Consider the following 23,331-nt stretch of genomic DNA (forward strand, 5'->3'; position numbering starts at 1 on the left):
GCTGCTATGCTGCTAAGCGTCTTCGCCGCTCTCTCCGCACAGGAGATTGACGTGACGCTCATCTACGGTGACGGGCGCCCCGAGCGCACCGTCCGAACGGAATATACGCCGGGAGCGACGACGGCGCTGGAGCTTCTGAAAAAAGTAAGCCTCGTGGAGACGGAACAGAAAGGGAAATATACCTTTGTCCGTTCGATCGACGGGAAAAAATCGGTGGTCGGAAAGTTCGGCTGGTTTTATCTCATTGACGGGCAATCGGTCCACACCATGGCGCAGAATTACACGCTGGAGGATGCAAAAACGATGACGTGGCTCTATAAGGTCGAAGCGTGTTATTGAAATTTCTGTGTATCGCCTCTTTGGTCCTTCCGGCATGGTCGTTCGATCGGATCGTCGCCCTGAGCCCCTCGGTCAACGAAATCCTCTTCGCCCTGGGCGAAGGGGAAAAGATCGTCGGGAACACCGCCTACTGCCGCTATCCGCCGCAGTCAGAAAAGATCCCGAAAGTGGGGGGATTTTTCACCCCCTCGCTCGAAAAGATCGTATCGCTCAAACCCGATCTGGTGATTTTGCAGGAGAACAACGCCCCTCTGGCGGAAAAACTCGAACGGCTGGGGATCAAGACGATGGTGGTCAAAATCGATACCCTCGCCTCGATCCGCCAAACCCTCCTCGGCATGGGGAGGTTGCTGGACAAAAAAGAGAAAGCGTCCGCCCTTGTGGCAAAAATCGACCGTTCTCTCCGAAGCCTCAGGGGGATCGCGCAAAAGAAAAAGATCCTGATCCCCATCGGCTACAACACCGATCTTTCCAAAGAGGTCTTCGTGGCGGGGCAAAACCTCTATTTCGACGACATCATCGAAGCCAGCGGGAACGTCAATGCGTTCCAAAGCACCCAGAAGGGGCAGCCCGCCATCACCCTCGAAAAAATACTCTCTCTCAACCCCGACGTCGTGATCATCCTCGCGCCGCTGATGAAAGAGAAAAAATTCACCGAGGAGCAGCTCAAGGCCCCGTGGCTGAAACTTCCGATCAACGCGGCCCGAACGAAATCGGTCTTCGTCGAATCGGGCGAATACGCGGGGATACCGAGCGACCGGATCGTTTATTTCATCGACGATTTCAAAGGGTTTTTACGTGAAGCTGTCCGTTGACAATCTCTCGACCCCGTTTCTGAAGGGGATTTCGTTTGCGGTGCATGACGAAAACGCCGTGATCCTGGGCTCCAACGGGGCGGGAAAAACCACGCTCGCCAAAGCGCTCGTGGGGCTCTACGAAACCTCCTCGGTACGGGTAGAGGGGGAAAAACTCGCCTCACTCGGCTCCGGGCGCCGTGCGCAACTGCTCAATTTCGTCCCCTCCGGGCTCGACGTTTTCGACGAATACATCGACGCCGAAGCGTTTTTGAACCTCTCCCTCCTCAACGGTTCGACCCCCGACGACCTCGAAACGGTGATGGCACGGCTCGATATTACGGGGATCCGAAACACCCCCTGCCGATGCCTCAGCAGCGGCGAAAGCCAGCTTTTGCTATTTGCGGGGGGACTGTTGCACAACGCCCGGCTGACAATTTTCGACGAGCCGACGGCAAATCTCGACAGCGACAAAAAAATCAAGCTCTTTCGGATGCTCAAAGAACACCCCGGCCGGAAAATCATCATTACCCACGACCTGAACCTCGCTTACCGTCTGGGGTACCGGATCCTCTATCTGCGGGAGGGGGAACTCGTTTTCGACGGGTCGGCAACCGATTTTTTCGAAGAGGGCCGCTTCCGCTCCCTTTTCGGAGACTCGATCTGCCGGGTCGGGGGACATTTTGCGGTGAACTACGCATGAAACGGCTCATATTCGCACTGTCGCTGATGATCCTCGCCGCCGCCCCGTTTGTGGGCGAAACGGCGATGAAACTTGCCAACCTCTTCACCCCGGAGGCGACCGAATACCTCCTGTTCTGGGACCTGCGCCTGCCGCGGGTAGGTGTCGCGTTTTTCACGGGGGCGGTCCTCGCCCTGGGGGGAATGGTGTTCCAGGCCGTGTTTCGCAACGCCCTCACAACCCCCTTTACTCTGGGCGTCTCGAGCGGCGCGACCCTGGCGACGGCCGTAGGAATCGTATTTTTACCCGCATCGCTGGCGGCCCTCTCGTACTTTTTCAGTTTCGTCGGGGCGTTTTCGACAGTCGTACTGCTGTTTTTGTTCGCGCGGTCCCTCAAAGCGACCCAGACCCATTCGCTCCTGCTCATCGGGATCGCCCTCTCCTTTTTCTATTCCGCCGCGCTGATGGTGATTTTCTACCTCAGTGATCTCGAACAAAGCTATTCGATCATCCGTTTTACGATGGGAAGCCTGAGCGTGGTGGGGATGGAGAGCCTCTATCCCGTCGCGGCGGCGGCGCTGGCCCTGCTGTGGGTCGTCGTACGCTACCGTCCCGAGCTCAAACTGCTTCTCACCTCGTACGAAAATGCGTTTCTCAAAGGGATCGAGATCAAAAAAATCAACCTGATCCTCCTCCTCTCCGTCTCGATGAGCGTCGGGGTCTGCGTAAGCGTCGTGGGGCCGATCGGGTTTATCGGGCTGGTGATCCCCCACATCGTCCGGCTGCTCTACCGCCGCAGCAGCGACGCGCTGATCCTCCCCGTATTCTATTACGGGGGCGTCTTCTTGGTGCTCTGCGACCTCGTCGCGCGCAATCTCGGAGCGGCCAGCGAAGTCCCCATCGGGGTCGTGACGTCGTTTATCGGGGGACCGTTTTTCATCTACATCATCCTGAAAAAAAGGGGGAGGCATGGTTAACCTCTGCATCAGCGCCGTCGCGTCCAACCAGGGGAAAACGCTCCTCACCTCGGCGCTTCTGTACCGTTTCAAAGACTCCGTCCGGCCGTTTAAAATCGGCCCCGATTTCATCGACCCGCAGTTCCACCGCGCCATCTGCGGCACCGAAAGCATCAACCTCGACGCGTTCATGATGAGCCCGGAGCAGCTGCAATGGCTGTACGGACGCTATGCCGACCGTGAGGCCGCGATCATGGAAGGGGTGATGGGGTTCTACGACGGAATGGACTACGGCAGCAGCGCTTACGATATTTCCAAACTGCTCAACGTCCCCACGATCATCATCCTTGACGCACAGGGGAGCTACATCACCCCCAGCGCCGTTCTCGGAGGGCTCAAAGGGTACCGACAAGACAACACCATCCGGGGGGTCATCCTCAACCGTCTGGGTTCGCAGAGCCATTACGAACTGATCAAAAACCGGATCGAAAGCGATTTCGGGGACGTGGCGGTGCTGGGTTGGATCCCAGACGGCCTTGAGGCGCTGCGTGATACCCATCTGGGACTTGATTTAAATGAGATGGATAAACTCGAAGCGATCTCCAAAGCGGTGTTGGAACATATCGAGATTGAATCGCTCATAGCCCTGGGGAGACGTGAAGCCAAAGAGAACACCTCGTATCCGTTTAGAGTGCTCCCCAAAAGCGATAAAAAGATCGCGGTTGTGAGCGATGAGAATTTCTCCTTTTTGTACCATGATAATCTCCGATTTTTGCAAGAGGTATTCGCCGATGTCGTTATCGTCCGCCCCTCACGCGACGAAGTCATTCCTGAAGAGTGCGACAGCATCTACATCTGCGGCGGATATGTCGAGACACCCAAAGCGTACGCCTCCATCCAAAAGGCCCAAAAGTTTAAAGCTTCATTGATCCGTCATGCCCGAACGAAAAAGATCTATGCCGAGTGCGCGGGGCTTCTCTATCTCGGAAAGGGCGTCGATGAAAAAGCAATGAGCGGGATTTTGGAGGTCTCCTTTACCCTCGAAAAACGGTTCCAGCGGATGGGATACTACACCAACGAAGCCGGGGTGAGGGGGCATGCGTTCCACTACACCCGTCCTCTCGAAGAGGGCGATGCCTTCGATATCCTCAAAGGGGCGAAAACGGGGACCGGGCAGCCGGGAAGCTGGCAAAACGGCGAGGGAAACGTGCTGGGCACCTACCTTCACACCCTCTTTCGCAGCCATCCCGACCTCGTTCGACGGAGGCTGATGTGAAAGCTTTCGACGTCCACGCCCGAACGATCCTCCAATCGATCCTCTCCTCCCGCCGCGACGTGAGGGGACACCATTTTCTCCCCGATCCGATCGAGGAAAAAGCGCTGCGGGAGATTCTCGAAGCGGCGATCTCGGCTCCCTCGGTGGGCTTTTCCCAGCCGTGGAAGTTTCTCCTGATCCAAGACCCTGCCAAACGCGAAGCGATCTATGAAGAGTTTAGGAGAGAAAACGCCAAAGCGGCCCAAGAGTTCGGTGACCGTCCCCTCTATCCGAACCTCAAGCTCGAAGGGATCAAAGAAGCGCCTCTCAATATCGCCGTCCTTTACACAAAACCCTCCAAAGCCGTGCTGGGGCAAACCACCCAGAAAAAGACAGGGGAGTACAGCGTCGTGTGCGCGATCCAGAATCTCTGGCTGATGGCGCGCGCCCACAATATCGGGGTGGGGTGGGTAAGCATTCTTCGCCCCAAGCGGGTCAAAAAGATTTTGGGGATCGGCCGCGAATACAAACTGATCGGCTATCTGACGGTGGGGTACGTGAACGAATTTCTCGACGAACCCGAACTGCTGAAACTGGGGTGGGAAGAGAAAAAAACGCTGGACGAGGTGGTCGAATGGGTGTGAAAACCGTTATTGCGCTCAGCGATTTGCCCGCCTCGCTGGGGGTGAAAACGATCACGCCCAGCAGTGAGGGAGTCATGGACAGCGTCTATTTTCTGGATGGGGATCGGGTCTTGAAAATTTTCGAGACGGCAAGCGAAGAGGCAGTGTACGAGGAACTCAAACTTCTGAAACAGTGTGAAACGCTCCCTGTATCCCAACCCATAGGAGAGGTCATGAACATCGGCGGCAAACCCGCCCTCCTCTACCGCCGGTGTCCCGGCCAAAGCCTTGAAACGGCACACACCGATCCTATACGGCAGATCGGGGCGTTTTTACGGAATTTCCATGCCCGAACGGCAACGCGGCACAGTTCCAACGAAAGGCTCTTCGAGCGGTCGCGGCTGGCGCGGATGATCGGAGAGTCCGATATGCCGATTTTTGAAACGCTGTTCAACAAAATCGACCCGCCCCTGCGCAACGACGGGATTATTCACGGCGATCTCTTTTTGGACAACGCCCTCTTCGAGGGGGACAGCCTCTCGTGCGTCGTCGATTTCACGCAGGCGTGCAACGGCGATTTTGTGTTCGACCTCGCCGTCGCGGCTCTCTCCTGGTGCGACAGTGAGGAGAAAACGGCGGCTTTGCTGGAGAGCTACGGCGCAACGCTCACTCCCGAGGAATTTCGCCCCTACCGCGAATACGCAACCCTTTTTTATTGCGTCAACCGTTATCGAAACGGCGGAAATTATCACGAACTATTGGAGAAACTGGTATGATCAAAACCATCACGGGAAACAAGGATTTCATCGAAAGCCTGCGGGGAAAACGGGCCGATTTTTTGCTCTGCATGAGCAACACCAAAACGGCCGAAATCCCCGGGATTACCCAGGCGGGGATTCCGGGGTCGTTCCATCTCACCCCGACGCTCGATGCGGAGTTCATAGCGATCGGAGAAGTGCGGAGCCTGGGGAGCATCGCCGAAACCCCCAAAGGGGTCCCCACCCCCGCCCTCATCACCCGCGCCGTCCATCTCCTCCATCCCTTCCGCCAGATCGAACTGCTGAACCTGGGGCTGGAAGTTTCCCCGAAACTGGAGCATTTCAGACTCCATACGTTCAGCATTTCCCCCAGCGATTCGATCGAGGGGGGGGCAAATATCCCCGCCGCGGAGGTGTTTGAAAAAGCCATCGCCTTCGCCCAGGATCTCACCCTCCAAAGCGACTACATCATTCTGGGCGAGTCGGTCCCCGCAGGGACGACGACGGCCCTCGCTACGGCGCTGGCACTGGGGTACGACGCGCGGGATAAATTCAGCAGCAGTTTCAAAAACGATCCCGGCGACATCAAACGCGCCGTACTCGAACGGGCCCTCTCCCGCATCGGCAAAAGCGATGATCTCTTCGGCATCCTCTCTGCGGTGGGGGACAACATGCTCATCTTTAACGCCGGGTTGATCCTCGGTCTCCAAAACCGCGACATCCCGATTGTGTTGGCAGGGGGGACACAGATGGCGTGCGTACTGCTCATCGTCAACCGTATTCTGCAGATGATGGAAGAGAAGCTCGACAGCTCCCGAATCGCCCTCTGTACGACCAAATGGGTCGCCGAAGATACGTCAAGCGATATCAAAGCCCTCCTGGAGATGAACGATTTTCCTCTCAACGCCTATTACGCCGATTTCGATTTCTCCCTCACCGATCATCCCGCGCTGAGACTCTACGACCAAGGGGAAGCCAAAGAGGGGGTCGGCGCAGGGGGTGCGCTGGTCTACGCGTTGCTTAACGGCATCACCAAAGAGCAGATCACCCGCAAAGTGGAGAGCTTTTTGCAATGAAGATACTTTACTTCGGCGGACAGAAATCGGGTAAAAGCAGCCTGGCGGAGGCCAAGGCCCTCGCTCTCGCGACCGACAAGCCCTATTACCTCGCCACCTACGACCACAGTTTCGGCGATGACGAGATGGGAATGCGGATCGACAGACACCGCACCGCACGCGGCGAAAACTTCATCACCCTCGAAGAGACGCACCATCTGGCCGATGTGATCCAGCCTCACCAAACCTACCTGATCGACTGCGTCTCGATGTGGATACTCAACCGGCTCGACGAGAGCGAAGAGACTCTGCTCGCGGAGATCGAAGCGCTGGGGCGCGTAGACGCTAACATCGTGTTTGTCCTGAACGACGTCGGATCGGGAGTCATCCCGAATGATCCCATCAGCCGCCGTTATGTCGATCTCAGCGGCATCATCGGTCAGGCACTGGCTAGGTTTTGCGACGAAGTCTACGAAGTGAAACTGGGACTGGAGAAGCGGCTCAAATGACGGCCTACGGACACGGTGGGGATGTAGAGGCGTTTGCAAAACACTGCGGATGTGCGGTGAGCGAGGTGGTCGATCTCTCCTCCAACATTAACTTCATCACCCCTATGGTCGATTTCAGCGAAGTTGTCCTCAATGCGTACCCCACCTACGACAGACTAACGGAGACGTTAGCCTCTCATTACGGAGTCACGTCGGAGGAGTTAGAGCTTTTTAACGGCGGCTCTTCGGCGATTTTTACATTGCTCCGATTTCTCGACAACCCCACCTGCACGATCTACTCCCCCGCCTATCTGGAGTACAAAAAAGCGGCGTTGCTTCACGGCAAGAAGGTGCACCTCATCGACCGCTTCGAGGCGATGGATGCGGAGGTTGAGGCCAACTCCCTCGTCGTCTTCGTCAACCCTTCCACTCCCGACGGACGCTACTACGAGATCGAAACACTGATGGAGCAATGGAGTGCCAAAAACTGCACAATCCTCATCGACGAATCGTTTCTGGAGTTTTGCGGCGGAGCGTCGGCGACCCGTTATCTCCAAACCTGCGACAAACTCTACGTTTTAAAATCACAGACCAAATTTTACGGATGCGCGGGGGTGAGAGTCGGGATCGTCCTCTCTTCGCGGGAGAATATCGCCGCCCTCAAAGCCAAAGAGCCGCTATGGAAAATCTCGGCGGTCGACAGCCATTTTCTCATCACGGCGCTTAAAGATGAAGCGTTTCGTGCGCAATCGCGAGAGCTGAACGCGGAGGCGAAAACGTATTTGAAAACCCTCCTAGATACGTCGCCCCTGTTTGAGAAGGTGTTTGAGAGCGATGCGAACTTTTTCCTCGTCCGGCTCGCTCACATGAATGCGAAAGAATTTCAGGAGAGACTGATTCCGTATAAAATCATGGTGCGGGATTGTTCCAATTTCGATTTTCTGGATGCGGGTTATGTGCGAATCGCCGTGAAAAGCATTGCGGAGTTGAAACGGTTTGAGGAGGCACTATGTTCGCTGACATAGCCCTCATCGCCTACGTCACCGACCGTCTCTTCGGCGAGTTCACATTTATCCGCCACCCCGTCGTCCTGATGGGCGATTTCATCACCGCGTTTCAAAAGCGGTTTTATCGAGATAGCATTATGCGCGGATTTTGGCTCGTGTTTTGGCTGTTAGCCGCCGTGTTAGCTCTCGTTTATCCGATTTCGCTGATCGGCAATCCGTGGATATTGGGGATCATCGCCTCGAGCGGGATCGCGGGAAAGATGCTCTATGAGAGCGTGAACAACGTGCTGAGCGACCCGCAATCGATCCGTTACCTCGTCAGCCGCGACACCGAAAATCTCAGCGAGAGCGAGATCAACAAAGCCGCGATCGAGACCTACGCCGAAAATCTGAGCGACGGGGTGATCGCCCCGCTGTTTTATCTGTTAGTTTTCGGTTTGGTCGGGCTTTTTCTTTACAAAGCCATCAACACCCTCGATTCGATGGTGGGGTATCGGAACGATAAATACGAGAAATTCGGCAAAGTGAGCGCACGGTTGGACGATATCGCCAACTATATCCCCTCCCGCATCACGGGGGTGATCATCCTGATCCTCTTCGGCAAACTCGGAAAGCTCACCCAAACATGGCGTTACGGCGCGCTGCACGAGAGCCCCAATGCGGGATACCCTATTTCGGCGATGGCGCTCTCGCTAGGTCTCTCCCTCGGAGGGCCGACCCCCTATTTCGGAACGATCAAAAACAAGCCCTACTTCGGCGAGGGGAAGCGGGAGATTACGACTCTGGATGTTCAGCGTGCATTAACCCTTCAGTGGAAACTCGATACCCTTGTGATTATCGTATTAGCAGCGGGAGTGATGGCATGAGATCGATCTCTATTTTCGGCACCTCGTCCGATGCGGGGAAATCGACCCTCACGTTTGTGATCGGACGGCTTTTGCAAGAGAGAGGGATCAACGTCGGGGTGTTCAAAGCCCAAAACGTCTCCAACAACTCCCGCGTGTGCGACGACGGGAGCGAAATCGCGATCGCCCAGTATTTTCAAGCGGAAGTGCTAGCTCTTCCGACGAGCTACCACCTCAATCCGATCCTCCTCAAATCGGGACACGGCAACAGCGCGTCGCTGATCGTCAAAGGCAAAGCCATAACCGACAAGGACGTCCGCGACTACTACCGCGATCTCGACACCCTCAAACCCGCCGTGGACGAGTGTTTCGAATACCTGAGCGAGCGGTACGAGTGCGTCATCTGCGAAGGGGCGGGAAGTCCTGTCGAGCTGAACCTGATGGACAAAGACCTCTCCAATATTTACATCGCCGAAAAATACGACACCAAAATCATCCTCGTCGCCGACATCGAAAAAGGGGGCGTGTTCGCCTCGATCTGGGGGGTCTACAACCTCCTTCCCGAAGCGTTGCGCGCCAACGTCATCGGGGTGATCGTCAACAAGTTCCGCGGTGATCGGAGCCTGTTTGATGAGGGGGTGAAAATTATCGAAGAGCGGTTCGGTATCCCCGTCCTCGGCGTCCTCCCCTACCTCCCCCTCAATCTCGGATTTGAAGACAGCCAAAGCTTAAAAAACTTCGTCCAGAACAAACCAAACCCTGCGAAAAAAATCGGGATCATCAACTACCCCACGATGAGCAACTACAACGATTTCGAACCGCTCATCGCCGACGAGACGATCGCCGTCGAGTTCATCACCTCCAATGTGGCGCTGGAGAATTTCGACCTCATCATCCTCCCCGGAAGCAAACGGGTGATCGAGGATTTGCGGTGGCTCAAAAAAACGGGGCTGTTTGATGCGCTCAAAGAGCGGAAAAAAGAGATACTGGGGATTTGCGGCGGGTATCAGATGATGTTTGAAGCGATCCTCGACGAGGGGTGCGTCGAGACGGCGGAACCGAGTCGCGAAGACGCTCTGGGATTTATCGACGACGTGATCGTGTTTCAGCGGGACAAAGTGCTCAAAAAAGGGAAATACGACATCTTCGGCACAACACTCTACGGGTTCGAAATCCATCACGGGGTGAGTGAAAAATATCCGCTATACTACGAAAAAGCTCACATCAAAGGGACGTTCGTTCACGGACTGTTCGAGGACGCGGCGTTTGAGAACTATAAAAAAACGACCCTCGATTCGTTTATCGATACGATGAGAGGCGAGATTGATATGGAACGCGTGATCGAGAGTATCAACGCGCTATAATAAACAATCGGTTTTAAATAATATTTTATAACAATTACAAGAACCTATTTGACAGGTAAGAAGTCAGGAATGAAGGTAAAACAGTGATAAATGTTAAGCTCATAATAATTGGACACTCAGATAGAGTAGTTGATTTTGATGTAATACGTAAACACAAATCAAAGTTTTTTCAATTTACGGATATTGAACGAATAAGCAGTTTACCTGATCCTCAAAAAAATGATGGCTACTTAGATATTGTATATTCTAAGCGTGAAATAGTACAAATATTAGAGAAAGTCCAATTTGATGGCTTATGTGTTGCTGTGATGAATTATAGATACAATGATGATTTTTATATGCATAGAATTGATTCGAATAAAGTATGTATCTCAGTAACTGGTATTGAAGAGATTTTATTTCAAAAAGATATTTCTATTGAAAATTTTATCATCAAAAATATCTATGAAGTTTTTGTTTTTTACAAAATACTGAATAATTTAACAGATAACAGCGAAGTTTATAACTTTATTCATAATGATACACGAGGTTGTCTTTTTGATATGAATGGAGATAAAAATGACATCATTTATAATACTGAAAACCCTATTATCTGTGATGAATGTAAGGGAAAAATCAATAAAAAATCCATTCCAAAAAATTTTCTTAACGATATAGAAAAAGAACTCAAAGATATAAATAAGCCAACTATAAAACGAATAGAACTATTTATCAAAAAATATCCGCTATATTCGGTGTTAATAACATTTGTTTTTTCAACATTGATCAATTTATTTTCAAATTGGTTATGGGAATATTTGAAGGAATGTAAAAATTAATGACAACCCATACCCTGGCCAGCGTCACAATGCGCGGTGATTCTTGCTTATATCTTATGATGACCTTGGGACTTACAAGTCAGAATAGTATGGAAATAGAATTTAGATGATTAAATCGAAGTATCTTCTTTATGCGTTTAAAACGACTCATAATGCACCAATCCACTATTGGTATGAAACGGATAAACGATACTTTAGATCAACGAAACCGCCTAAAAATATTCTCGATAAAACGAATGCGGAATGTGACGGGTTAAGCCCTGAAGAAATCATTCAAAACCCTTGGAATCATTGGGAAAACAACGACATTCAAAAAATCATGACCTCTAGCGGTGTATGTATCAACTATCTCAAATCCACCGATAGCGATTGGATTCAAAAACATGAGGATTTAAAACTCCTCGAACTTTACAGCGATTTGGTTGTCAATTTCGATATTTCGAGATCATTCGGTTTTAATACCGTCAAAAAATGGCATACGAGGGCTTTTGAATCAATCTACCCATTTGCTGGCGAACTGAGAACCGTTGAAATGAGCAAAGGGGATAACCTCGAAGCGTGGACATGGAGGTTGGAATTTTTGCAAGGGATTCCAGCCCTCAATACGTTAATTAAAGAGGTTTCTAAAAAGCAGTATAAAGATATTGAGTCGATTACGGCGGATTTATCCCGATTGTTGAGCGAATTTTTATTTATTCACCCGTTTAGGGAAGGAAACGGGCGAATCAGCCGACTTTTAGGCGATATTATTTTGGCAAAAAACGGTTTCCCTATGATCGGACTCAATCTCAAAAGCGGGGATGATTATATTCAAAAAGTACATGAGGGGTATCACTGCAACTATGAACCGTTGCAGCAATTATTGATCGATAAAATCGAAGAAGAGATTAGGAATGGATAAGGCGATAATGTTCTTTCAACTCTTTTTTGGTGGTTTTAGAACCTTCCGCTTTGGCAGAGGTATAAACCGAATTGACGATCATAGTTTCCCGCTTTTTAGCGGTAGAGAAAAATTTATTCGTATTTGCGATTGTTTTTTTCATAAAAATCCCTTTTTGCAACCTACAAAATGTGTTTTTTCCACTTGTCTGGTTACGTTGGTTCAACAAGTGGAAATAGTACCATGTTTTTGTTATATCGGCGTTAATGAGATCAAATTAATCAAGGCTACTCTATATGTCGTATAAAAAATGGTTCGACGCCCACGCCCAAAAACACAAAGCGATTATGGCGAAATTGACCCGTCTGAGCGACGACGAAGTGATCGAATACTTCCGATTCGATAACATGGTTCAACACGAGCCGGAATTCTGCCCGCTGTATGCGGAGAACAAAAAGTGCCACGACATGGAAGAGCTTAACTGCTACCTCTGCGCCTGCCCGAATTTCCGCTTTAACGAAGGCGGGTTCGCAAAAGAAGGGGAACGAACCCTGTTCAGCACTTGTTCCATCGAGAGCCCCGACGGGGATCGGTATGTGAGTGAGACGGCGATCCATCAAAACTGCGCAGGATGCATCGTCCCCCACCGCGAAAGCTACATCCGCAAACTCTTCGACCGCGACTGGTTCACCATCATGCGGGAGGTGCCGAGTGAATAATGTCTATCTGGGGATTAAATTCGCCCTGAGTTATTTCACCCTCCTTCCCGTCCGTTTTCGCCAGAGCGATGACCTCTCCCATCCCGCCGTCCTTCGGACGATGCTCTTGGCCCTCCCCGCCATCGGGCTGCTCCTCGCGGGGCTTTCCGTCGCCCTTTTCCTTACCCTCGAACCGCTGGGGTGGATCGGAGCGGTGATCGCCGCGGGTGCCTACATGATCCTTTATGGATTTCTGCATATCGAGGCGATCATCGACGTCGCCGATGCGATCCACGCCGCCCACAGCGGCAAAGACCCTTACACGGTGATCAAAGAGCCGACGGTTGGGGCAATGGGGGTTTTGTACGGCGCGATGGCGGTCCTCTTCAAAACCGCGCTGCTCGCCTCGCTGCTGATGCACCAGCAGTTTGCCGCCTTTGCCGCCGTCGCGGTGATCAGCCGTCTGGGGCTGCTGGGCATTCTGGCACTCTTTGCGTTTCGCTCGACGTTCGTGTCGCAGCTGCGTGCCTCGTTCGGAAAAACCGCGCTGCTGGGGGCGGTGGCGGTCTATTCGCTGATCGGGTTTTGGCTCCTCTCGTGGCCGTACGCACTCGCTTTGGGATCAGGAATCGCGCTGGCGCTGCTGATCGCGCTGGCGCTGCGCCGAGCGCTGGGATTTCTCAACGGTGACACGCTGGGGGCGTCGCTGGAGGCGGTTGAAATCCTCCTGATACTCGGGTTCCTATGGCCCTGATCCTGCTGCGCCACGCTCCCCCGCCACCGCGCTGGCAAGGGAGCTATCTGGGCCACTCCGACGTCGACATCGACACAAGCCTCTTCGACGAAACGAAAATCGCGCCGCTGGTGCGCGAACGGTTCGACCGCGTCTACTCCTCCGACCTCATCCGATGCACCCAGACCCTGGACGCGATGGGGCTGCAAGGCTATCTCACCGATCGGCGGCTGCGCGAAGTGCGGTTCAAACCCTCCTTCGAGGGAAAAACCTTTGCGCAGATCGAGCGGATGGAGGGGTACGACCCCGCCGCCCTCGCCTCCGAAGAGGATTGGCACCGCTTCGTCTGCGACGAATCCCCCGAAGCCTTCCGCCGCCGCGTCGGATCGTTTTTGGCAGAGCTTGACCCGAAACTGAACATTTTGGTCTGCACCCACGCCGGGACGATCAAAACCATCCTCTCCCTGCTCCGTTCGTCGGAGCACGATGGAATTCCGGCCTATCTGGACTATGTGCGCATCCCCCTTTTTGGGTACAATTAACCCTAAAAAAGGGGGAACTTCCGTGCGCATCGTCTGGCTGCTCGCCGCATCGGCACTCCTCCTTTTTTCGGCCCCCCTGCGGATCGTTTTCAGCGGAAACCATTCGTTCGAAGAATCGCGCCTGTATGAAGTGCTGGGGCTGCGCAAACCCTACGCGGTCGAAGTCTGGGAGGCTCCCCCCACCCTCGACGAAGTCGCCGTCGCCCAAAGCGTTTCGGCGCTGGGGAGCTTTTACCGGTCCAAAGGGTTCTACCACGCCCGCGTCACCTCGGAGGTGAAAGAGGGGAGCGTCACCTTCACCATCGCCGAAAACACTCCCGTCATCGTCAAAAGCGTCCAGGTCAACAGCCCCATCGACGTCGAAACGCTGGTGACGATCCGTCCCGAAGATCGGTTCGATCAGGAAAAATTTTCCGAAACGAAATCGGCGATCAAAAAACGCTACGGAGAGCGGGGATACTGCAACGCGAGCTTCAATGCCAAAGCGTGGGTCGACATCGAAACCGACGAAGCGCACCTCCTCTTCGAGGCCTTCCCGGGCGAAGCGTGCACCTTCGGCAAAATCACCGCCTCGTCCACCCCCAACATCGACGGTAAGCTCACCGCCTCGATGCTCCGGTTCGAAGAGGGAGACCCCTACAGCGTCGAAGCGATCAAAAAAAGTTACGAGGCCCTCTACGCGCAGGAGGCGATCGCGCGGGTGGTGATCAACGACAACGAGCGCAACGGCAGCGTCGTCCCGATCTCCCTCGCCGTCGAAGAGGTCGAACGTCCGATCCGCTTCACCGCCGGTCTGGGTTACAGCAGCGACCAGGGACCAAGCGCGCAGATGGGGGTCAAACACCGCAATTTTTTCGGCGATCTCAAAACCCTCTCGCTCGACGCCCGCTACACCGACCTGATGCAAGAAGTGGCCGGAACCCTCACCGTCCCGCTCCGCAACCGCGGCGTACTCGGGGCCGAGGTGGGATATAAAGACGAGACGTTCGACGGGTACAAAACCGAAAGTACCTACGAAAAAGTGACCGCCAAATACCAAGACACCCCGGCCTCGGTCATGGCGGGGGTCCTGTTTGACCGGGTGCAGACCTACGATTCGACCGACCCCGTCAACTTTCCCGACAGCATCCTCTACATCGCTTCGCCGCTGGGAGAGATCAATCTCGATACCCGCGACAACATCCTCGAACCGACCAAAGGGTTCTGGCTGAACGCCAAAGGGATGGGATCGCTGCGTTCTCCCGTCTTTTCGGACGCCACCTATTTCAAAAGCCTCCTCTCGGGAGCCTACATCCTCAGCGCCGGGGAGCATGTCGTAGGGGCAAAAGCCAAATGGGGGACGCTGCGCGTTTACGACGGCGACGTTCCCGCATCGTATCGCTTCTACGCGGGGGGGATGAACTCCAACCGCGCCTACACCTACCGTGAACTGGGTCCCAAAAACAGTGCCGGTGACCCACTGGGGTTCCCTTCGCTGCTGGAAGGGAGCCTGGAGTACCGCTTCCCCATCTACGGCGAATTCCGGGGGGTCTTGTTCAGCGATCTCACGTTTATCGGGGACGATTATATCCCCGATTACGACGTCGCCTATTGGGGGATAGGATGGGGGCTTCGCTACGTCACCCCCATCGGCCCGATCGCGTTTGACGTCGGATTCGATCCGGACGATCCGAGCCAGTATGCGATCCATTTCCGGATCGGGGAATTGTTCTAGGCCGCCGAAAAAACGACCCGGTAGCTCGTCTCGTCCTGTTCGTCGCGCAGCATCCACCCGTAATAATCGCAAAGCGTCCTGGCGATCGAAAGGCCTACGCCGCTTGAGTGGATCAGGGTAGAGGCCTGATCGCACGGAGGATTCGAGATTTCGATGATCCCTCCGCGGCAGCGGATAAAAACATCGCTCCCTTCGCAGGCGTGGTTGAGCGCATTTTCGATGAGGATCCGGCACACCCGTTCAAAAGGGATCCGCGGTAGTTCGGCCACCGCCGCATCGGGAATATCGAGGTTGAAACACAATCCCCGGTGTTCCCACAATCCGCGCAACTCTTCGACCCACTCCCCGATCGCTTTTTTGAGCCGGATCTTCTCCGTCTTGCCGACATGCTCGGTCGTATGCAAAATAGTGGTGATCTTCGCGGCGATCGTATCGATCTCTTCGCGCGCTTCGGCGATCGCGTCGCTTTTCCATTCCCCTTTCTGATCGGCCAGATCGATACGCAGGCGCAGTTGCGCCAACGGCGTTTTCAACTCGTGCGTCAGGGCCTTCATCGATTCGTGCTGGGCTTTTTGCAGACCGCTGATCCGCTGCTGCAGCGTTGCTATCGCGTCGCGCAGGGCGATGATCTCCCGTCCGCCGCTCACCTCGTCGGGTTTGCTCTCGGGATCGTCGCAGGTGAGACAGTGGTTGACGAGGGCATTGAACGGAGCGAAAAGATGGCGGATGAGCAGATAGATCACCCCGCTCGTAAATACAAAACCGAACAGAAAAAAGATCCATCGGCTGCCGATCATCCGAAAAAGCTCGTCGTCAATTTTGGCCGTTGACGAACTGATGACGAAATGGCGCCCGTCTTTCAGCGTGATCGCATGAAACAGCCTCTCGTCGCTTTTGGACGGGATGCTGGCGACCACCTCGATGCGCATCCGGTCGATGAGCCCCCCCTTCATCACGCTTCTTAGCTGTTCGTCGTGCCATATCAGCCGGCGCGTCCGCTCGTCCCACCGCGACACGTCATACTCGTGCACGATCATGTTCCCCAGAAAGGTCAGGCTGCGCGAAAGGCATTTGTGCATGTGCTGATAATAGATGCTGGCCAGACCGTATCCGAAGATCGCTACCGCCAGCACCGTCATCCCCAGCGATACCGCCAGGATTCGCCCTTTAAACGTTTTTAAGAGCATAGCCGCGTCCTTTGACCGTTTCGATCACGTCGACCGGCAGTTTTTTGCGTATGTGGCTGATCACCACATCTATGGTGTTGGACGTCATCGACGCGGGATCGGAATAAACGGCGTTGGCGATATCGTCCCGGCTGAAAACCTTGTCGGGCCTTGACGCCAGGAAGAAAAGGACGTCGTTCTCTTTTTTCGACAGCGTGATCGGTTTCCCATCGGCCGTAATCGTCTGATGGACCAGGTCCAGACAGATCCCGCCCGCCGTGATCGTTTCGGGGGCAAACCGCCGGATCAGACCGTCCAGGCGCATCCGCAGTTCCCGGAGATCGTACGGTTTTTCAAGATAATCGTCCGCCCCCGCGCTGAGTCCGGCGATCCTCTCCTCGACCCCCCCGTAGGCGCTGGCGATCATGACGGCGCAGGAGGGGTGACGCTTCTTGAGTTTGGGGATGATCTCCATCCCGTTGTCCTCCCCGCACAGGTTACGGTCCAGCAACACCGCGCCGTATGAACAGCTTTCGATCCATTCCAGGGCCTCGTCGATCGTCTGGGCCGTGTCGATACGGTAAACCGACTCCAGGGCATCTTTGAGCATGCCCCTCATTTTCATATCATCTTCTATTATAAGTACTCGCATGGGAAGTATTGTAATTTATTATTCGTCCATTTTCGGTAAAACGTCAAAAAAAAATCACATTTTCATGATTTTTTCATCTGGCACCAGTACGATTGGAGCGTTTAAAACTTATCGAAGGAGTATCACACGAGATGAAACGAAATGCGATCCTGTCCCTTTCCGCGATCCTCGCCACCCAGCTAATGGGGGCGGAAGATCTCAACGAAATGATGAAAGAGGGGAAATTCGGCGGTTACGTCCGGATTCACCACATTGAACCCGCTTTTTCCGATACCGTAGCCGCCACCGGCAGCGCCATCGGAGGCAAGCTCAAATACCAGACGGGAGCGCTGCACGGCCTTCGCTTCGGCGCGGCGATGTACACGACCCACGACACCGGACTGACCAAATGGGACTACAAAACCCGTGACGGCTATAATCAGGTAGCCCAGGGGCTTTTGGGCGACGCGATGGACAGCTATTCGACGCTCGGCGAAGCCTACGCAAGCTACCGTCTCTCCAACACCGACATCACCTACGGCCGTCAGGAGTTTAAAACCCCGATGACCGACAACGCCGTCACGATCATCCCTCAACTCTTCGAGGGAACGGTCGCGACGATCAAGGAAATCCCCGATTTCACGGTTACCGCGGCCCATATCACCAAAATGCAGTTCGGTACGCGTGCCGCCACCGATGCGGGGCTGATCGGCGACGCCGCCTATCAAATCACCTCGGGTGCGGGATACGGGCTTGTCAGCCCCTCGGTCAACGGTACGACGGGCGTGATTACCCCGGGTTCGGGTAAAGGGTCCTTCCTGGATATGTCGGATGCGACCCTCGGAGCCAACAAACTCGATACGTCCGGGGTCACCGCGTTGGGAATCGAGTACGCCAAAGGAGGTCTCAAAGCCCGCGTCTGGGATTACTATGCGCACGAGATGTACAACACGATTTACGCCGATGCCGAATACAAAATCAATGCCGGTCCGGCCAAAGTAACCCTCGGGGCCCAAATCCTCAAACAAGACGACGTCGGGAACTTCGCCACTTCCGCCGGGGGGAACGAACTCAAAAAACTTCGCAGCGTCAACACGCTGACGGCTTCCTCCATTTACAAAACGAAAATCAGTTCGGACGGTCAGATCGACGCCACGTTGTGGGGGGTTCAGGCCAAAGCCGACGTCGGAGACTTCAGTTTCTCCGCCGCCTACAACCGAAACGAGGACGGTCACGTGATGAACGCTTGGCAGGGCGATCCCGCCTATACCAGCATGATTTTCGCCCGTAACGAATACCGTGCCGACACCGACGCGTACAAACTCGGTGCCGAATACAGCTTTGCGTCCCTCGGGGTACCGGGGCTCAAATTCATCGTCAACCATGCCCGTTACGACACCGACGTGCAGACATGGACCGGAACCACGGGCAGTACCGCCGGAACCATCAGCACCGTCCGGAACGAAACGACCGAAGTACAGGATTATATCCTCCACTACGCCGTCCCTTCGGTCAAAGGGTTGTGGTTCCGTCTGTTCCACGAACAGCGTGACAACGGTACCCGCAACTACGAACAGGCGCACACCCGTCTGATCGCCAACCTGAGTTTTTAAGGAGCGGCCATGAAACTCTCTCGACGCGATATGCTCAAAGCTTCCGGAATCGGCGCCGCGGCGCTGGCTCTTGGAGGCATCTCCGCGACATCGGCTTCGGCGGCCGAAAATCCTGCCGCCGCGACCGAGCTCCTGCCCAAACCCGGCGGCAAACGGGTCGTCATCGTCGGCGGCGGCTGGGGCGGCCTCACCGCAGCCCGCTACATCAAAAAAGAATCCCCCGAGGCCGAAGTGGTGGTCCTCGAAAAACGGGATCTTTTCATGTCGTGCCCGATAAGCAACGAATGGCTCAGCGGCGAAGTGGGAATGGATTTCCTGACCCGCGATTACTACACCGCCGCACAGGCGTTCGGATACAAAATGTTCCAGACCACCGTCACCGATATCGACCGTGAAACCCGCACCGTGTCGACGACGACCGGCAAGATCGGCTACGATTATCTCCTTCTCTCGCCCGGAATCGCGTACGATTACACCAAATGGTTCGGCAAAGACACCCTTGCCGCCGAGCGGTGCCGCCAGGAGTGCCCGCCGGCGCTCATGCCCGGGAGCGAGCACGTCGCCCTTAAAAAGATGCTGGAGGAGTTCGAAGGGGGCAATTTCGTCATTTCCGTCCCCGACGGCCCCTACCGCTGCCCTCCGGCACCGTACGAGCGTGCCGCGATGGTGGCCCACTACCTGAAGAAAAACGGCATCCAGGGCAAAGTGATCCTCCTTGATCCCAAAGCCAAGCCTGCTCCGAAAGGACCCGGTTTTCTCGCGGCATACAAGGAACTTTACCCCGACATCGTCGAATATCGTTCCAATTCGCTGGTCAAAACCGTCGATCTGGATAAAAAAGAGGTCATCGTCACGGTCACCCTTGCAGACGACCGCACCGAAGAGGTACGCATCCCCTACGCTGCGGCAAATCTGATGCCGACCAACAAAGCGTCCGAAATTGTCGCGATGGCCGGTGTTTCAACGGGTAAAGCGGGATGGGGGATGATGGAATCGCCCACGTTCCAGAGCAAAGCGGACCCGAGGGTCTTCGTCATCGGGGATGCCGTCGGCGGCTATCCCTACCCCAAAAGCGGTGCGATCGCCAACGGCCAGGGACATATCGTCGCGTCCCATATCGCTTCACTGATTGCGGGGCGTCCGACGCTCAAAGAAGTGACTCTCCCTCAAAACATCTGTTATTCGATGGTCAATGACAAAGAAGCGATCTCGATCGGCGTCACCTTCTCGATGATGGATGACAAAGACATCAACGGCAACGATATCAAAGTGATCAAGCCGAAAATGACCGAAAACAACACCCGTTCCCCCGAGCTGGGAAAAACCACGCACGAATGGTACAAAGGGATGATGCGCGACATTTTCGGAAGCTGACCGATTTCCCCCGCGGAGACGTTTCTCCTCCGTAGCCGCGGGATCAGGTTTAATGGTAAGTTTGGGCATAATATGCGGATGCAAACACCGTTGAACGAAGATCATCACCGGCCCCGGTCCAGACGGCTGAAAACCTTATTCAGACGGCTGTACCTAATTCTTCATTTTCTCCTTCTCCTTAGTGTTTTTGTCATTGCGGGGGCGCTCTACGTCGCCTTCCGCCCCGACGGTCTCGAGATCGTACGCACCTACCTTCTCGAACCGCTGGGGATCCACTACACCCGTGCCGAGGGCTCCCTGATGGAAGGGTTTACCCTCCACGGCGTCCGCGCGGAGCGGATGGAAGCCAAAACCCTCACCCTGCGCTACAGCCTCGTCAAAATGCTCGAAGGGGACCACACCGTCGAATCGGTACGGATCGACGGGCTGCGGCTCCACCTCGACGATTTCGCCGACGGAAGCGACACCCCCTGGCCGTTCCCGACGTTTCGCCTCAAACACGTCGCGATTCATAACCTTCAGCTCATCGGCACCTACCCCATCGAACTCGACATCGACGGGGTCCAGGGGAGCTACGATGGCGAAATGCTCAACTTTAAAACCTTCCGCGCCGCGTTCCGCTCCCGCTACGCCGACGGGGCCCTACACGGGACCCTTCGGGACAACGCGATTTCGGGGGAGGCGCTCCTGTATCCCAACGCCGCCGCCCTGGCCCCCTACAGCGGCCGTTTTACCGATCTCCCCCGCACCATAGGGCTGCAAATCGTCGAACTCTCCGACACGCGCGCGCACCTCAAAGGAAAGATCGACCGCCTTGCCCTCAAGCCCGATCCGACCCTCAGCGCCGAGAGATTCGCGTTCGATTTTCGCTGCCGCTACGACGACGAACGCTTCGACGTCGACGCCTCCTACCTGCTGCGCCGGGGGGAGGAGACGATGCAAACCCGCCAGCACCTGCGCTATGCGTTCGACGGAATGACGACGAGCGAATTTTCCGGACGCATCGCCTCGAGCCGCCATCTCCCCTCGAACACGCTGCACGGATCACTCCGGGACGATGCCAGGGGGTTCGACGCTTCGGTCACGCTCGACGGGAGCACCCTGCACCTCTTCAGTGCCGATTACGACCGTTTTGCCTGGGAACTCGAAAGCCGCCACCAGGACCTCGCCTTTCTCCCCGCCCTCCCCGAATTCGCCCGCACGTCGCCGCTGGGGATGCAGGCCCGCGGAAACTATACCCTCAGCACCGACACCCTTTCGGGGAGCCTGTCCGCCGAGCACAGCCACCTTCGCTTCGAGGGGGAGTTCTCGACCCGCGAGGGGGTCCACGCCCTTGAAGGTTCCCTCATCCTCCCCCCCGATGCGCCGATGTGGCGGGAGTGGAGCCGCAAACCGCCGTCACGGCTGAACCTCTCCCTCACCCACGAGCACAACGTCTCGCATCTCCATTTTCAGGGGGAATCGGTCGCATTTTCCGCATCGCTCGGCGACGGCCGGCTCAAAGGATCGGGCAACTACTCCGGGGCCTATTTCGACGTCGAGGGGTCACTGGCTCCTGGCAAAAGCGTGCTGGATATCAAAACCCTCATCCCCTCGGCATTTGCAACCGTTTCGTCGTTCCGCCCCATCGAACTCCACAAGGGGGAATACTACGATGCCGAGATCCGCGCCCGGGCACGCGTCACGATCACCGATACGGTCGAAATCGACGCGAACGTCCAGGTACCGTGGTATGCGGCCGTCCTCGATACCCAGCACTCTTTCGGGGGGACCAACGGCTCGATCGACCTGCATTACCGCGAGGGGAACCTCACGATCCCCGCCTACCGTTTCGAAATCGCCGACCACCCGATCACCTCGAAACGGACCTCGCATCTGCGCCTTACCCCCTCGGGCGATCTCCTCGTCGATGATTTCTGGATCTACGACACCCTCTTGCTGCAGGGGGCGGTTTCGGACGAAAAAGGGACGTCACTGCGCCTCTTCTCCGACCGGTTCGCCTACGAAGGCCCCGAGGGGAACGCCCATGCCGCGGCCGACATCACCTTTCTCCGCGACCGCGCGGGGGAACAGCAGCTTTACGGAAATGTAACAATTCTGGACGGAACGATCTCCTACCTGCCGCTGCAGCAGTTCAAAGTTCTCGACGACGACATCATCATCGTCCAGGACGTCCGTCCCCCTTCGCACACGCGGCTTTCGATGAACGTCCGCATCACTTCCCAAGAACCGCTCAAACTCCAGACCAAGGAACTCAACCTGCGATTGATCCCCGACATCACCCTCTGGCGCGATCCGCTGGGACCGATGCAGATACTGGGGATGATGACGATCCCCTCGGGAACCGCCACGAGCGCGGGGAAACGGTTCGATATCCACCACTCCGAAATCTATTTCGGAGGCGACGTCCCCCTCAACCCCTACCTCAACCTCACCATCGGTCATGAAGTCGATTACAAAAAAATCGTCATCTACGTCACCCATACCCTCGATTCGCCGATTTTCCTCTTCACCTCCGATCCGGTGATGAGCCAAAACGACATCATGAGCTACATCCTCTTCGGTTCCCCCGCCAACACCGTCGCGGGGAGCGATTCGGGGACCTCATCGGTCCGTGCGGACGCGACCAACTTCATGCTCGGGGCGGGACTCAAAGGGCTCATCAACAGTACGACCAAACTCCAGATCGATACGATGAACATCCTCACTACCCAGGAAGGGGGAATGGGCTTCGAGGTGGGTGCGCGGATCAACAAAAACCTCCGCGTCCTCTACAAAAACGACACCCTCTCCAGCATCCTCGTACAGTACCAGCTCAACCGCTGGCTGCGGCTCGATGCCGACGTCCACGAACTGGGGCAGGGGATCAACGCCGTGTACATCAAAGATTTCCGCGATTTTCTCCCCCACAACAAGCCCCTCAAAAAATAATTCTTGACTTCGGTCAAGTTTATTCGCCGACGTCCGATCTATACTGTCGTCATTTGATCCTCAGG

General features: G+C 55.2%; 24 protein-coding genes. 21 read left to right on the forward strand and 3 right to left on the reverse strand.

What is annotated here, in order from left to right:
- Positions 1-6: 6 nt before the first annotated feature.
- From AB1763_02795 to AB1763_02860, 14 genes are all read left to right on the forward strand, one after another.
- Positions 7-339 (forward strand): DUF4430 domain-containing protein, encoded by a 333-nt coding sequence (locus tag AB1763_02795; protein MEW5831747.1) that lies wholly within the window; start codon positions 7-9, stop codon positions 337-339.
- Entirely contained in the window at positions 330-1,154 is an 825-nt protein-coding gene (locus tag AB1763_02800; protein MEW5831748.1) for a helical backbone metal receptor, read from the forward strand. The genes AB1763_02795 and AB1763_02800 overlap by 10 nt, the downstream gene beginning before the upstream one ends.
- Positions 1,138-1,836 (forward strand): ABC transporter ATP-binding protein, encoded by a 699-nt coding sequence (locus AB1763_02805; protein ID MEW5831749.1) that lies wholly within the window; start codon positions 1,138-1,140, stop codon positions 1,834-1,836. The genes AB1763_02800 and AB1763_02805 overlap by 17 nt, the downstream gene beginning before the upstream one ends.
- Positions 1,833-2,792 (forward strand): iron ABC transporter permease, encoded by a 960-nt coding sequence (locus tag AB1763_02810; GenBank protein ID MEW5831750.1) that lies wholly within the window; start codon positions 1,833-1,835, stop codon positions 2,790-2,792. Before AB1763_02805 ends, AB1763_02810 begins: the two co-directional genes overlap by 4 nt.
- The gene (locus tag AB1763_02815) at positions 2,785-4,047 is read left to right on the forward strand and encodes a cobyrinate a,c-diamide synthase (protein ID MEW5831751.1); all 1,263 of its coding nucleotides are present in this window, start codon (positions 2,785-2,787) and stop codon (positions 4,045-4,047) included. The genes AB1763_02810 and AB1763_02815 overlap by 8 nt, the downstream gene beginning before the upstream one ends.
- Positions 4,044-4,670, forward strand: coding sequence for a 5,6-dimethylbenzimidazole synthase (bluB, locus tag AB1763_02820; protein ID MEW5831752.1), 627 nt, complete (start codon positions 4,044-4,046; stop codon positions 4,668-4,670). The genes AB1763_02815 and bluB overlap by 4 nt, the downstream gene beginning before the upstream one ends.
- A complete protein-coding gene (locus AB1763_02825; GenBank protein MEW5831753.1) occupies positions 4,667-5,425 on the forward strand; it encodes a phosphotransferase in 759 nt (252 codons plus the stop codon). The genes bluB and AB1763_02825 overlap by 4 nt, the downstream gene beginning before the upstream one ends.
- Positions 5,422-6,483 carry a nicotinate mononucleotide-dependent phosphoribosyltransferase CobT gene (cobT, locus tag AB1763_02830; GenBank protein MEW5831754.1) on the forward strand — a complete coding sequence of 354 codons (1,062 nt, stop codon included), beginning with the start codon at positions 5,422-5,424 and terminating at the stop codon, positions 6,481-6,483. The genes AB1763_02825 and cobT overlap by 4 nt, the downstream gene beginning before the upstream one ends.
- The gene (locus AB1763_02835) at positions 6,480-6,971 is read left to right on the forward strand and encodes a bifunctional adenosylcobinamide kinase/adenosylcobinamide-phosphate guanylyltransferase (protein MEW5831755.1); all 492 of its coding nucleotides are present in this window, start codon (positions 6,480-6,482) and stop codon (positions 6,969-6,971) included. The genes cobT and AB1763_02835 overlap by 4 nt, the downstream gene beginning before the upstream one ends.
- The gene (locus AB1763_02840) at positions 6,968-7,975 is read left to right on the forward strand and encodes an aminotransferase class I/II-fold pyridoxal phosphate-dependent enzyme (GenBank protein MEW5831756.1); all 1,008 of its coding nucleotides are present in this window, start codon (positions 6,968-6,970) and stop codon (positions 7,973-7,975) included. The genes AB1763_02835 and AB1763_02840 overlap by 4 nt, the downstream gene beginning before the upstream one ends.
- On the forward strand, positions 7,960-8,823 hold the full coding sequence (gene cbiB, locus AB1763_02845; protein ID MEW5831757.1) for an adenosylcobinamide-phosphate synthase CbiB: 864 nt from the start codon (positions 7,960-7,962) through the stop codon (positions 8,821-8,823). The genes AB1763_02840 and cbiB overlap by 16 nt, the downstream gene beginning before the upstream one ends.
- Positions 8,820-10,166: a cobyric acid synthase gene (locus AB1763_02850; GenBank protein ID MEW5831758.1), complete on the forward strand. Its 1,347-nt coding sequence runs from the start codon at positions 8,820-8,822 to the stop codon at positions 10,164-10,166. Before cbiB ends, AB1763_02850 begins: the two co-directional genes overlap by 4 nt.
- A gap of 83 nt (positions 10,167-10,249) precedes the next feature.
- Positions 10,250-10,984 carry a hypothetical protein gene (locus AB1763_02855; protein ID MEW5831759.1) on the forward strand — a complete coding sequence of 245 codons (735 nt, stop codon included), beginning with the start codon at positions 10,250-10,252 and terminating at the stop codon, positions 10,982-10,984.
- Between the two features lie 106 nt (positions 10,985-11,090).
- Positions 11,091-11,885, forward strand: coding sequence for a Fic family protein (locus AB1763_02860; GenBank protein ID MEW5831760.1), 795 nt, complete (start codon positions 11,091-11,093; stop codon positions 11,883-11,885).
- On the opposite strand, the gene AB1763_02865 is transcribed toward AB1763_02860, so the two are convergent.
- Positions 11,872-12,027: a hypothetical protein gene (locus AB1763_02865; protein ID MEW5831761.1), complete on the reverse strand. Its 156-nt coding sequence runs from the start codon at positions 12,025-12,027 to the stop codon at positions 11,872-11,874. The two genes, AB1763_02860 and AB1763_02865, sit on opposite strands and share 14 nt — an antisense overlap.
- A gap of 133 nt (positions 12,028-12,160) precedes the next feature.
- On the opposite strand from AB1763_02865, the gene AB1763_02870 reads away from it, so the two are divergent.
- From AB1763_02870 to AB1763_02885, 4 genes are read left to right on the forward strand one after another with little or no spacing between them, the layout of a single operon-like run.
- Positions 12,161-12,583, forward strand: a complete 423-nt coding sequence (locus AB1763_02870) for a hypothetical protein (protein ID MEW5831762.1) — start codon at positions 12,161-12,163, stop codon at positions 12,581-12,583.
- Complete coding sequence (locus tag AB1763_02875; GenBank protein MEW5831763.1) at positions 12,576-13,316, forward strand: adenosylcobinamide-GDP ribazoletransferase; 741 nt, start codon at positions 12,576-12,578, stop codon at positions 13,314-13,316. The genes AB1763_02870 and AB1763_02875 overlap by 8 nt, the downstream gene beginning before the upstream one ends.
- Positions 13,307-13,837 (forward strand): histidine phosphatase family protein, encoded by a 531-nt coding sequence (locus AB1763_02880; GenBank protein MEW5831764.1) that lies wholly within the window; start codon positions 13,307-13,309, stop codon positions 13,835-13,837. The genes AB1763_02875 and AB1763_02880 overlap by 10 nt, the downstream gene beginning before the upstream one ends.
- Positions 13,838-13,859: 22 nt before the next feature.
- Positions 13,860-15,551 carry a BamA/TamA family outer membrane protein gene (locus tag AB1763_02885; protein MEW5831765.1) on the forward strand — a complete coding sequence of 564 codons (1,692 nt, stop codon included), beginning with the start codon at positions 13,860-13,862 and terminating at the stop codon, positions 15,549-15,551.
- Here AB1763_02885 and AB1763_02890 read toward each other — a convergent pair.
- Entirely contained in the window at positions 15,548-16,738 is a 1,191-nt protein-coding gene (locus AB1763_02890) for a HAMP domain-containing sensor histidine kinase (GenBank protein ID MEW5831766.1), read from the reverse strand. The genes AB1763_02885 and AB1763_02890 overlap by 4 nt on opposite strands.
- Positions 16,719-17,369, reverse strand: a complete 651-nt coding sequence (locus tag AB1763_02895) for a response regulator transcription factor (protein ID MEW5831767.1) — start codon at positions 17,367-17,369, stop codon at positions 16,719-16,721. Before AB1763_02895 ends, AB1763_02890 begins: the two co-directional genes overlap by 20 nt.
- Before the next feature lie 131 nt (positions 17,370-17,500).
- On the opposite strand from AB1763_02895, the gene AB1763_02900 reads away from it, so the two are divergent.
- The 3 genes from AB1763_02900 (at position 17,501) to AB1763_02910 (ending at position 23,266) form a co-directional block, all read left to right on the forward strand.
- Entirely contained in the window at positions 17,501-18,961 is a 1,461-nt protein-coding gene (locus AB1763_02900; protein MEW5831768.1) for an OprD family outer membrane porin, read from the forward strand.
- Positions 18,962-18,970: 9 nt separating this feature from the next.
- Positions 18,971-20,335: an FAD-dependent oxidoreductase gene (locus AB1763_02905; GenBank protein MEW5831769.1), complete on the forward strand. Its 1,365-nt coding sequence runs from the start codon at positions 18,971-18,973 to the stop codon at positions 20,333-20,335.
- Positions 20,336-20,413: 78 nt separating this feature from the next.
- Entirely contained in the window at positions 20,414-23,266 is a 2,853-nt protein-coding gene (locus AB1763_02910) for a translocation/assembly module TamB domain-containing protein (protein MEW5831770.1), read from the forward strand.
- Positions 23,267-23,331: the final 65 nt, after the last annotated feature.

Source organism: Campylobacterota bacterium (assembly GCA_040752835.1).
Classification (GTDB): domain Bacteria; phylum Campylobacterota; class Campylobacteria; order Campylobacterales; family Sulfurimonadaceae; genus Sulfuricurvum.